The 11,806-nt window shown below is 71.6% G+C and carries 9 protein-coding genes; 4 read left to right on the top strand and 5 right to left on the bottom strand.

The annotated features are described in order from the left end of the window. Together cydC and G3I19_RS15405 are read left to right on the top strand one after the other, a co-directional pair. On the top strand, nucleotides 1-1,871 hold a 1,871-nt coding region (gene cydC / locus G3I19_RS15410), incomplete at its 5' end, for a thiol reductant ABC exporter subunit CydC (protein ID WP_164264160.1). Nucleotides 1,872-1,891: 20 nt separating this feature from the next. Then, a complete protein-coding gene (locus G3I19_RS15405; RefSeq protein WP_164264159.1) occupies nucleotides 1,892-3,580 on the top strand; it encodes a GAF domain-containing protein in 1,689 nt (562 codons plus the stop codon). 150 nt (nucleotides 3,581-3,730) lie between these two features. Here the strand turns inward: G3I19_RS15405 and G3I19_RS15400 are convergent, their stop codons facing one another. Then, nucleotides 3,731-4,588, bottom strand: a complete 858-nt coding sequence (locus G3I19_RS15400) for an HAD-IIB family hydrolase (protein WP_343235113.1) — start codon at nucleotides 4,586-4,588, stop codon at nucleotides 3,731-3,733. A 104-nt stretch (nucleotides 4,589-4,692) separates the two neighbouring features. On the opposite strand from G3I19_RS15400, the gene G3I19_RS15395 reads away from it, so the two are divergent. Together G3I19_RS15395 and G3I19_RS15390 are read left to right on the top strand one after the other, a co-directional pair. Next, on the top strand, nucleotides 4,693-5,604 hold the full coding sequence (locus tag G3I19_RS15395; RefSeq protein ID WP_164264157.1) for an LLM class flavin-dependent oxidoreductase: 912 nt from the start codon (nucleotides 4,693-4,695) through the stop codon (nucleotides 5,602-5,604). Nucleotides 5,605-5,769: 165 nt separating this feature from the next. After that, a complete protein-coding gene (locus tag G3I19_RS15390; protein WP_164264156.1) occupies nucleotides 5,770-6,717 on the top strand; it encodes a GNAT family N-acetyltransferase in 948 nt (315 codons plus the stop codon). Between the two features lie 177 nt (nucleotides 6,718-6,894). Here G3I19_RS15390 and G3I19_RS15385 read toward each other — a convergent pair whose 3' ends face one another. The 4 genes from G3I19_RS15385 to G3I19_RS15370 all read right to left on the bottom strand — a co-directional run bounded on the left by G3I19_RS15385 (nucleotide 6,895) and on the right by G3I19_RS15370 (nucleotide 11,652). Beyond that, entirely contained in the window at nucleotides 6,895-7,839 is a 945-nt protein-coding gene (locus tag G3I19_RS15385; protein WP_164264164.1) for a MerR family transcriptional regulator, read from the bottom strand. Nucleotides 7,840-8,003: 164 nt separating this feature from the next. Then, nucleotides 8,004-8,993 (bottom strand): metal-dependent hydrolase, encoded by a 990-nt coding sequence (locus G3I19_RS15380; protein WP_343235112.1) that lies wholly within the window; start codon nucleotides 8,991-8,993, stop codon nucleotides 8,004-8,006. After that, the gene (locus tag G3I19_RS15375; RefSeq protein ID WP_164264155.1) at nucleotides 8,990-10,756 is read right to left on the bottom strand and encodes an SDR family oxidoreductase; all 1,767 of its coding nucleotides are present in this window, start codon (nucleotides 10,754-10,756) and stop codon (nucleotides 8,990-8,992) included. Before G3I19_RS15375 ends, G3I19_RS15380 begins: the two co-directional genes overlap by 4 nt. Continuing rightward, nucleotides 10,753-11,652: a M24 family metallopeptidase gene (locus G3I19_RS15370; RefSeq protein WP_164264154.1), complete on the bottom strand. Its 900-nt coding sequence runs from the start codon at nucleotides 11,650-11,652 to the stop codon at nucleotides 10,753-10,755. Before G3I19_RS15370 ends, G3I19_RS15375 begins: the two co-directional genes overlap by 4 nt. Between the last annotated feature and the right edge of the window lie 154 nt (nucleotides 11,653-11,806).

The following is an 11,806-nucleotide window of genomic DNA, read 5'->3' as shown; positions in this document are numbered from 1 at the left end:
TTACTGCTGCCGTCCCCGCACAGCGGGACGAGCACGCGGCGGTCCGGGAGGCGGCGGCGGACGCCGGAGCTGTGGCGGGCCCGGAGCGGCGGTCCGGCCGGATGAGCCCGCTGGCGCGGGTGCGGGAGACCGCCGGTGCGCTGCGGGGGCGGCTGGTGCTCGCTCTGCTGCTGGGAAGTCTGGCGCTGGGGTCGGCCGTCGGGCTGATGGCGACTTCGGGGTGGCTCATCTCGCGGGCCTCGCAGGAGCCGCCCGTGCTCTATCTGATGGTCGCGGTCACGGCCACCCGGGCCTTCGGTACCGGGCGGGCCGTCTTCCGCTATGCCGAGCGGCTCGTGTCGCACGACGCGGTGCTGCGGATGCTCGCCGGTCTGCGGGTGGCCGTCTACCGAAGGCTGGAGCGCATCGCGCCTGCCGGGCTGAGCCGGGCCAGGCGCGGGGACCTGCTGTCGCGGCTGGTCGCCGACGTGGACGCACTGCAGGACTACTGGCTGCGCTGGCTGCTGCCGGCCTCGGCCGCCGTGGTGGTGGGGGCGGCCGGTGTCGGGTTCACCGCCTGGCTGCTGCCCGCTGCCGGTGCCGTGCTCGCGGCGGGGCTGCTGATCGCCGGGGTCGGGGTGCCCGTGCTGAGCGGCCTCTGCGCCCGCAGGGCCGAGCGCCAACTGTCGCCCGCACGCGGAGTGCTGGCCACCCGGGTCGTCGATCTGCTCATGGGGACAGCCGAGCTGACGGTCGCCGGTGCGCTGCGCGGCCGGCTGCACAGCACCAGGGACGCGGACCGGATACTGACCCGGATCGCGTCCCGGGGCGCCACCGCCACCGCTCTCGGCGGTGGGCTGACGGCTCTCGTCAGCGGGCTGACGGTCGCAGCCGCCGCGTTCGTCGCTATTCCGGCCGTTCACGACGGCCGGCTCGCCGGTGTGGAACTCGCCGTGGTGGTGCTGACTCCGCTGGCCGCTTTCGAGGCAGTCACCGGGCTGCCGCTCGCCGTGCAGTACCGGCAGCGGGTCAGAAGGAGCGCCGAGCGGGTGTACGAGGTACTGGACGCACCCGTCCCGGTACAGGAGCCGGTGCGCCCGGCGGCGGCGCCCGAGTCGCCCTTCCCGTTGGAGGTGCGGGGGCTGACCGCACGCCATGCGGGGCAGCGGGGGCGGGCGCTCGACGGGGTGGACCTCAGGCTCGAAGCGGGGCGTCGGGTGGCTGTCGTCGGCCTCTCCGGGTCCGGCAAGACGACGCTCGCACAGGTCCTGCTGCGCTTCCTGGACGCGGAGTCGGGTACGTACACGCTCGGCGGGGTGGCCGCGGGCATGCTGGACGGCGACACGGTGCGCGGACTCGTCGGGCTGTGCGCCCAGGACGCGCACATCTTCGACAGCTCCCTGCGGGAGAACCTCAGGCTGGCCCGTTCCGGGGCCCAGGACACGGAGCTGCGCCGGGCGCTGGCCGGGGCACGGCTGCTGGACTGGGTGGACGGGCTGCCGGACGGTCTCGACACTCCGGTGGGGGAGCACGGCGCGAAGCTCTCCGGAGGGCAGCGCCAGCGGCTGGCACTGGCCCGCGCCCTCCTCGCGGACTTTCCCGTACTCGTCCTGGACGAGCCGGCCGAACACCTCGACCTGGCGACCGCCGACGCCCTCACGGCCGATCTGCTGACCGCCACCGAAGGGCGTACGACGCTGCTCATCACCCACCGGCTCCGCGGACTCGACGCCGTGGACGAGGTGCTCGTGCTGGACGCGGGGCGGGTCGTCCAGCGCGGTCCTTACGCGGAGCTGGCCGCGCTGGAGGGGCCGTTGCGGCGGATGCTGGAGCGGGAGCGCGCGAGTGATCTGCTCGGCAGCCAACGGAATCCGACTTTCCAGGTGAAATAGGACTTACTAGGCTCTGGGGTATGCCAGCTCAGGACCCCACCGATCCCCCGGAACCCACGGGCCCCCGAGAATCCGCCGAGTTCACCGCGCGTGTGCCGCAGCTGCTCGAGGCCATGCGCTCCATCGGTACGGGCCTCGAACTGCATGAGACCCTCCACCGGATCTGCGAGACGGCCGCCGGGCTGGCCGGTGCGCGGTATGCCGCGATCGGCGTCGTGGACCAGGAGCGCGGCGGCCTCAGCGATTTCGTCACCCATGGAGTTCCGGAGGAGGAAGCCGCGAGGATCGGCCGGATCCCGGACGGGCACACCGGGATCCTGGGGGCGCTGATCGAGGATGCCCGTGTGGTGCGCCTCGACGATCTGACGGCCGATCCGCGCTTCGCCGGATTCCCTCCGCACCATCCGCGGATGCGGACCTTCCTCGGGGTGCCCGTGCAGGTGCAGGGGGAGACCTTCGGCAATCTCTACGTCGCCGAGAAGACCGACGGCAGCCGGTTCACCGACGGTGATCTGCACATGGTCCAGGTCCTCTCCACCGAGGCCGGCATCGCGATCAACAACGCCCGGCTCTACGAGGCGGCCCGGCAGCGCGAGCGGTGGATCGACGGGTCGGTGGCCGTCACCACGGCTCTGCTGGCCGGCGGCGACGCGGACGAAGCGCTCTCGGTGGTGGCCGAACAGGCGCGCCAACTCGCGGAATCGGCCGCCGGAGTGGTGATGCTGCCGGCCGCGGGGGGCGGGCTCGAGGTCGTCGCCGTCTCCAACGACAACTCCGGCCAGGTCCTCGGCATGATCGTCCCCCCGGAGAGCGGGGTCGTGGCGACCCTGCTCTCCGGCTCCCCGGTGTTCGTGGACGACTCGGCGTCCGATCCACGGATGATCACCGAGATGGGCAAGCGGTTCGGTCCGAGCATGATGCTGCCGCTGCACAGCGGCGGCCGTCTGCTGGGCGTGCTGGCCACCCCGCGCGAACGGGGTGCCAGGCCCTTCACGGCGGCCGAACGTTCACTGGCCACGCGGTTCGCTTCGCAGGCCGCGCTGGCGCTGATGATGGCGGACGCCCAGCGCGACAGGGAGCGTCTCGCGGTCTTCGAGGACCGCGACCGGATCGCCCGCGACCTCCACGACCTCGTCATCCAGCGGCTGTTCGCCACCGGGATGATGCTGGAGGGCGCCCACCGGCAGTCGGCGGCGCCGGGGGTACGCGACGGGGTGGGCAAGGCCGTCGGCGAGCTGGACGTGACGATCCAGGAGATCCGCACCGCCATCTTCGCCCTGCAGCAGGGGCCCGCCGAAGCCCCGTCGGGGCTGTGCACACGGGTGCTGCGGGAGATCAACATGGCGGCCGTACCGCTGGGGTTCAAACCCACGCACCGCTTCGTGGGCCCGGTGGACTCCGGGGTCGGCGAGCTGACGGGGAAGAACCTGATTGCGGCGCTGCGCGAGGCGCTCTCCAACGCGTTCCGGCATGCCGCGGCCTCCCGGATCCAGGTGACCGTCGACGCCACGGCACAGCTGGAGGACGGCCGCCCGGCGGTGCGCCTCACGGTCTCCGACGACGGGGTCGGCATCCCGGAGGGCGGCCGGCGCAGCGGGCTGCGCAATCTCAGCCGACGTGCGGAGGCACTGGGCGGATCGAGCTCCTATGGGCCGGGGCTCGGCGATGAGGGCAGCGGCACGTCGGTGGTGTGGGAGGCACCGCTGTAGCGGAGACGGAGATGCGGCAGGTGGGTGTGAAGGCCAGGGGCGGGCGGGGGCGTACCGGCCGGCCGGTGGACGGGTGGCCCACGGCGGTGGGCCGGGTGGCGCGCGGCGGTGGTACTGGTGGCCCGCGGTGGTGGGTCGGGCGCGGGCGGCTCAGCGGGTCTTCAGGATCTGCTCGATGACGACCGCGACGCCGTCGTCGTTGTTCGCCACCGTGCGCCCCGAAGCAGCGGCCACCGCTTCCGGGTGCGCGTTGCTCATCGCGTACGACGTGCCCGCCCACCGCAGCATCTCGACATCGTTCGGCATGTCCCCGAAGGCGACGACCTCCGCGGGGGAGATGCCGCGCTCCGCACAGCACAGCGCGAGCGTGCCGGCCTTGGAAACCCCGGGGCCGCTGATCTCCAGCAGCGCGGTCGGGCTGGAGCGGGTGATCGAGGCACGGCCGTCGACAGCCTCGCGGGCCAGGGCGAGGAAGACGTCGGGTTCCAGCTCCGGATGGTGGGCCAGCACCTTCAGCACGGGCTGGTCCGCGATATCGGAGTCCGCCGCGAGCAGTTTCTCGGCGGGCGCGACACTCGACGCCGGGTCGAACTGCAGGGGCGGGTAGGCCGGCTCGTGGTGGATGCCGCCGGTCCGCTCGACGGCGAACGACGTGCCCGGAGCGGCGGCCCGCAGGATGGAGACCACATCGAGGGCGTCGGTGCGCTCCAGAGGCAGGACCTTGACGAAAATGTGCCCGCCCTCGTCGCCGTGGAGGTCGACCACGGCGGCACCGTTGCCGCAGATGGCCAGGCCGTGGCCGTGCACATGGTCGCTGACGACGCCCATCCACCGGGCGGGCCGGCCGGTGACGAAGAAGACATCGATCCCGGCTTCCTCGGCGGCGGCGAGCGCCGCGATGGTGCGGGCCGAGACGGTTTTGTCGTCGCGCAGCAGGGTTCCGTCCAGGTCGGTGGCGATCAGCCGGGGCGGAAGGGGGGCAGCGGCGGGGCCGTTAGCTGAGGTCACCCGGTCATTCTCCCGTACGGGGCGTCCGAAGCGCACGGGAGTGCGAAGACCTGCGGGTGCCTGTGGATACGGCCCGGGAGCTGGCACCCGTACGACGTAGGGTCGTGGCCATGCGTCTGAGTACTGTGATTCTTCCCGTTCGCCGGTGGAGCGAGGGTGGCCGTGAGCAGTGGGTGCGGGCCGAGGAGCTGGGCTTCCACACCGCGTACACCTACGACCATCTCTCCTGGCGGGTGCCGTTCCGCGACGGACCCTGGTTCGGGGCGGTACCGACGCTGGCCGCGGCGGCCGCGGCCACTTCGCGCGTCCGGCTCGGCACGCTGGTCACCTCGCCGAACTTCCGGCACCCCGTGACCCTCGCGAAGGAACTGCTCTCGCTGGACGACATCTCGGGCGGCCGGATCACGCTGGGTATCGGCGCCGGAGGGACGGGCTTCGACGCCACCGCGCTCGGCCAGGAGCCGTGGACGCCGCGCGAACGCGCCGACCGGTTCGGCGAGTTCGTCCCGCTCATGGACCGGCTGCTGACCCAGGAATCGGTCACCCACCGGGGGACGCACTACTCCGCCGACGAGGCCCGGAACATCCCGGGCTGTGTGCAGCGGCCGAGGCTTCCCTTCGCCGTCGCGGCCACCGGTCCGCGGGGGATGAGGATCGCCGCGGGGCACGGGCAGAGCTGGGTGACGACGGGCGATCCGAAGATCTTCGAGACGGGCACTCCGGAACAGTCGGTCGAGGCTGTCCGCGGCCAGATCGGCAGGCTCGGCGCGGCTTGCGACGAGATCGGCAGGGACGTCGCCGAGGTGGAGAAGGTCCTGCTCACCGGGTTCACGCCCGACGAGGGCCGTCCCATGGAGTCCCTGGACGCGTTCGTCGACTTCGCGGGGAGGTACTTCGCGCTCGGTGTCGACGAGATCGTGATCCACGCACCGATTCCCGGCACCATTTTCGCCGCGGACGAGAAGGTCTTCGAGCGGATCGCGACGGAGGCACTGGCGCAGCTCGGGGAGAGCTAGAGCTGGAGCTGGAGAAGAGCGAGGGAGGCGAGGCGGTCCCGGGAGGCCGGTCCCGGCAGGCGGTCGCGCGGGGATGCACCGGGGGCGGCTCCGCGAGGCGGCCCCGCAAGGTGCCCGGGAAAATGGCTCGCCCGCTGTGCGGGGGTGCTGCCACAGTGGCGCGTTATGGCGAACTTCGAGCTGGTGACCGCCGGGGACTTGCGGCTCATGCAGGGGTTGGCGCAGCGTGTCGCCGCCACCCGGCCGGAACTGATGAACGCCGAGGCGACATTCGGTGAGCTGGCCTGGAACTGGGGCAAGGGCCGGGCCGGTGACGGTGCGAGCCGGCCGCGTCGGCTGTGGTGGTCCGGCGGGGATCTGGTGGCGTGGGGCTGGGCCCATCTTCCGCACCGGGTGAGGCGGAACGACGGGTCGGTGAAGGATGTCACCGGGGCTTCTCTCGCGTATCAGGTCCATCCCGGCCACGCCGGGCTGGTCGACGAGGTGATCGACTGGTACGACGGGACGGCGGCGGACACCGAGCGGACGGTGATGCCGAGTTCGGCCGACGGTTTCGCCCTGGAGAGATGGGCGGCGCACGGTTATGAGACCGACCCGTCCTCGCTCGGCGACGCCGGGGAATGGACCCAGCTCAACGAGCGGGATCTCGCCGACGTGGCACAGCCGGTGCTGCCGGACGGGTTCCGGTTCCGCACCGCCGACGAGGCCGGGCCGAAGGCCGCGGTCCAGGCGCATCTGGACGCCTGGGCCCCCTCGGGGTACACGGCCGAGAGTTACGAGGGTGTGCGGCAGGCGGCGGGGTACCGCGGCGACCTGCACATTCTCGTGGAGGCGCCGGACGGGACCATGGCGTCCTCGACGATCATGTGGCTCGACGAGGTGAACAGGACCGTTGAGTTCGAGCCGGTCGGGACGCATCCGGACTACCGGCGCCGCGGGCTGGGAAGGGCGATGCTTCTGCATGGGATGCATCGGGCGCGGGCTGCGGGAGCCAGCCACGCGACGGTCGCCTGTCTGGGAGCCCCGGGGCGCCCCGAGGCGCGCGGGCTGTATTACGGCATCGGGTTCCGGGAGCTCTCGCGGGACGCGCCGCTCATCAAGACCAAGAGGTAGCGGCGGGGCGAAGTGGGGCGAGGCTCGGCAGGGCAGGGCAGGGTGGAGCGGGGCGGGGGCGCGTGCGCCGGTGTGCTTCCGAATTATCTTTTGCGCCCCCCGAGTTAGGCATGATCCACAGGCAAGGTGACTTATCCACAGGCTATTTGGCGATTCTGTGGACAAGGTGTTGGTCATTTACGGCATTTGGTCGCTTTGCCGGAATCCTTGCTGTGGAAGAGTCAGCGCGTCCAACGCCCTTGCCTGAAGCTCCCGTTCGGTGGCTCCAGCGATGAACGCGGCGGCGTTCTCCCGGCCCACCAGCCTCTCCACCGCAGCGAGCGTGGCCGCCGGAACCGCTACGGACGGGGGCTCGCCCGGCTGCGCCGGCGGGCCGTCAGGGCCGAGGTGCTGGTGGAGATGACGGGTGGCGAACAGCCGCATCGCCCGCGCCAGTTCGGCATCGACACTCTGCTGAGCGAGCGGACGCAGCCGCCGTACCAGTGAGGCGGCCTCCGCCACATGCGCGTCGGTGGGCTGGGCGGGGCTCAGATAGCGCGCGAAGACGTGCTCGGTGGTGAACTCCAGGAAGCGCGAGGCGATGTGCTCGACCTGGCCGCGCAGCTCCCGAAGATGGATCGAGATGGCCTTGAGCGGGACACCGGCCGCGTGCAGTTCCACGGCCACGGCCAGCTCCTGCGGGCTCGGCACCAGGAACTCGTCGTCGCTGCCGGCCACTCGTTCCAGTACGCCCAGCGCCACCGCGTCCTCGACGGCCTCGTCGTCGGGCACCCCGCCGAACCGCGCGTCCAGCTCCGCCCGGGTGATCCGGTCCGCCTCCTCGTCGGTCCACGGCCCGCTGACCTCGGCGGCCAGCCCCAGCACCCCGCCGAGGCCACGCCCGGCGTCCCATGCCTCCAGCAGTTCCTTGATGGAGGCCAGCGTGTAGCCGCGGTCGAGCAGTTCGGCGATCTGTCGCAGCCTGGCCAGATGGCTGTCCCCGTACACATTGGACCGGCCACGCCGCTCCGGTTTGGGCAGCAGCCCGCGGTCCTGGTACGCGCGGATCGTACGGACCGTGGCGCCGCTGTGGTGCGCCAGATCCTCGATCCGGTACTCGGGTCCGGCCCCCGACGCTCTCACCCCGGACACGCTGCCTCCCACTGTTCTCCCCCGCTGCTCCTGCCTTCCCTGTTTCTATCTCCCCCCGCCCCCCGGACCCCCGCCCCGCCCCCCCCGGACCCTCCCCCCCCCGCTTCTCTCCCTCCCCCTCCCGCTTCTGCTCCCCCGCCTCGTCCCAGGAGGGGTTACGGCAGGGCTGCGCGGCCGATCGCGCCTGCTGCCGCACGTGCGGCGGGTGAGGCCGCGAGGTACTCGACCGCCCGGCGCAGCGAGCCCTCCTGGGAGGGATGGTACGACCGCCTGAAGTAGCGGGGTATCGCCGCGCCCAGCTCGCCCCAGGTGGGCAGCAGCCCTCTGGCGACCGCCCGGTTGTGGTTCCGCAGCGAGTACACCGGCCTGCCCGCCACCCCGGGACGGCCATGGCGTAGGAGAGCCGGGCCATGACCTGCCGGAACCGGATCACGGCGTACGAGGGCCGGGTCGTGGCGCAGGAGGTACGAGGCGCCCCACACCCACAGCCACAGCAGCACGGGAGTGACCACGGCCATGCCCTCGATCCGCCGGGCGTAGCGTGGCAGCCCCTCGCCGCCGCAGTGCTGGTACATGTCGAAGGCCACGGCCCGGTGCTCCACCTCCTCCGCGCCGTGCCAGCGCAGCAGGTCCAGCATGACGGCGTCCGCCCCAGCCGCATCCAGGCCGTCGGCGCGCAGCACCCAGTCTCCGAGGACCGCGGTGAACTGCTCGATCGCGGCGACCAGCGACAGCCGGAAGCGCAGCCACTCCTGTGCCGGCACCGGTATGCCGAGCGGCGGACGCTCACCCAGCAGTTTCTCGAAGAGGAAGTCGACGTGCCGGGTGTACGCCGTGGTGTCGAGCTGCTGGGCCGCCAGGTGGTCCAGGACATGGGAGTGCTGCACGCTGTGCGTGGCCTCCTGGCCCATGAACCCCTTGACGTCCTTGAGTAGTCCGGGGTCTGCGACGAGCGGCAGAGCCTCCTTGAAGACCTTCACGAACCACCGCTCGCCCGCCGGGAGCAGCAGATGCAGCACATTGATCACATGGGTGGCGGTGGGCTCGCCCGGTATCCAGTGCAGCGGCGTGCTCTCCCAGTCGAACGAGACGCGGCGCGGCGCGATGGCAGGGGGTCCTGTGGCCTTGTCCTGTCCGTTGCTCACAGCGGTGGCTCCATCCGGGCGACGGCGCGCAGGGCCCTCGGCGCGAACCGGGACATGAAGCGGGCGCCGCGCGCCTCGGGTGTCACCGGCACCACCGCCCGGTTGTGCACCACGGCGGCGAGAATCGCGTCGGCCACCTTCTCCGGCGGGTAGTTGCGCAGCCCGTACAGCCGGGCCGACTTCTTCTGCCGACGCTGCTCCTCGTCCGCCGATACGCCCGTGAACCGTGCGGTGGACGTGATGTTGGTGTTCACCAGGCCCGGGCATATCGCGCTGACCCCGATGTCCTGTCCGGCCAGCTCGGCCCGCAAGCACTCGCTCAGCATGAGGACCGCCGCCTTGGACGTGGAGTACGCCGGGAGCGCCTTCGACGGCTGATAGGCCGCTGCCGAGGCGGTGTTGACGATATGGCCGCCCTGGCCGCGGTCCGCCATCTGCCGGCCGAAGAGCCGGCAGCCGTGGATGACGCCCCACAGATTGACGTCCAGGACCTGCTTCCAGTCCTCGCTCGTGGTGTCCAGGAAGGGACCCGAGAGGCCGATGCCTGCGTTGTTGACCAGGACGTCGACCGTCCCGTACTCGGCGGCGACCTTTTCGGCGAGCTTCTCCATCGCCTGCTCGTCGCTGACGTCCACCGTTTCCCCCCAGGCGTCGGGGGAGCCGATCAGCCGCGCCATCTCCGCGGTGCGCGCCGCCCCTTCCGCGTCCCGGTCGACGGCCACGACGCGGGCCCCCGACTCGGCGAACGCGAAGGCGGTGGCCCGGCCGATGCCGCTCGCCGCGCCTGTCACGAGGACCAGCCTGCCGCTGAAACGGTCGGCGTACTTGCCGTTCGCCGCTGTCTGCTGGATGGGCCCCGGGGCCTCGTTGGCGGTGACGAAATCTCCGATCCAGCCGGCGAGCTGGTCCGGCCTGGTGCGCGGTACCCAGTGCTTGGCCGGGAGGGTACGGCGCGTCAGCTGCGGTGCCCAGTGCTCCAGTTCGTCGTAGAGGTGCTCCGACAGGAAGGCGTCTCCGGTCGGCGTGATCAGTTGGACGGGTGCGTGGGCATACGCGTCGGTGCGCGGCCTGCGGAGCCGGGACCGGACGTTGTCACGGTAGAGCCAGGCGCCGTGCGCGGCGTCCGAGGGCAGCGAAGCCGTCGGATAGTCGCCGGACGGCACCTTCTCGACCCGCTCCAGGATCTTCGGCCACCGCTTGCCGAGGGGCCCGCGCCAGGCGGCCTCCGGCAGTACCGGCGTATGCAGCAGATACACGTACCAGGACTTGGCGCCCTGGCCGAGCAGTTGGGCGGCTCTGCGCGGGGTCGGCCGGGAGGCCCGCTTCTTGATCCACTGCCCGAAGTGGTCGAGCGAGGGGCCGGAGATCGAGGTGAACGACGCGATCCGGCCCTCGGTGCGGGGCACGGTCACGAACTCCCAGGACTGCACGGATCCCCAGTCGTGGCCGACGAGGTGCACCGGTTCGCCGGGGCTGACCGCGTCCGCCACGGCCAGGAAGTCATCGGTGAGTTTCTCCAGGGTGAAGCCGCCGCGCAGCGGTACCGGCGCCGATGACCTGCCGTGGCCCCGGACGTCGTACAGCACCACATGGAAGCGGTCGGCCAGCTGGGCCGCGACCTCGGTCCAGACCTCCTTGCTGTCCGGATAGCCGTGCACCAGCAGGACGGTCGGCCGCTCCCGGTCGCCCAGTTCGGCGACGCACAGCTCGATCCCGCCGGTGTGCACCCGGCGCTCCCGCGCTCCTTCGATTCCCTTGCTCATGCGGCCCTCTCCTCTGCCCAGCGCCGCACATGCGGCAGATCGTCGTCCAGCCAGAAGGCGCTCTGCTCGGGGTCGGCCGAGTCGGTGACGACCAGGATCTCCTCGAACTTCGCGCCCGTGCCCCGGAATCCGAGGTGTGGTTCGACCGCCCACAGCCCGGGCCGTGGCGGGTGGTCGGAGAATTTGTACGGGCTCCACAGCGGCGACCAGCCGTCCCGGTGGCCGTGCAGCGCATCGCTCGCCAGGCCCTTGAGGGACTGGGTGCCGAAGCCGAACACATGGGGCGACCAGCGGCGCTCCTTGACCTCGTCGACCTTGTGCGCGATCACGCCGAACGGATAGGCGCGGTGCCGGTTCGCGTACCCCTGAGTGGTCATCAGCCGCTCCACGTCCTCGTAGATCGTGCGCAGGGGCCGTCTTTCGCGGACCTCGCGCAGGATGAGGGCGCGGTGCGCCTCCAGGTCGGCGAGCAGCTTGTCGTGCACCGGGTTGAGGCCGAGGCAGCCGGAGTAGCCGATATCGGCGGTGAAGCCGTGGAGGACAGGCGCCATGTCGAGAATGAACGGCATGCCCGCTTCGAGCCGCCGGTTGGTCGGGAAGAACTGCAGCGGCACCCTGAACCTCGCGAACGCCGTCCGGTCCCCGAACCAGGCGAACGGCAGATGGAACCAGTCCCTCACGCCCCGCCGGTAGAGCCACTCGCGCTGCATGCGCGCCGCCTCGCGCTCGGTCACTCCTGGTCTGAGCTGGGCGGCGACGGCCTCCGCACAGGCATAGGCGAGGGTCTGCACCTCTCTGAACCCGCGCAGCCGCGCGGCCTGCGCGCCGCCCTGCGCGACCGGCTGCGCGGCCGGGCCGTCCGCCCATCGCGCTGCTGCTTTCACCCCTGGAGCCATGCCACCTGTCCGTCCCGTCCGTGTGCGGTACGTGCTCGTAACTTGACACTGATGAATGTGACAATGCCTGGCGGCTACGTCAAGGGTCCCGCTTCACCTGTGGACAACGCCCTGTGGATAACCTCGTCGGCCCTCTCCCTCGGCTCCTCCGCCC

Source organism: Streptomyces sp. SID10853 (genome assembly GCF_010548145.1).
Lineage (GTDB): Bacteria > Actinomycetota > Actinomycetes > Streptomycetales > Streptomycetaceae > Streptomyces.
The sequence above is the reverse complement of the archived record's forward strand: the minus strand, read 5'-3'. Positions and strand labels throughout refer to the sequence as shown.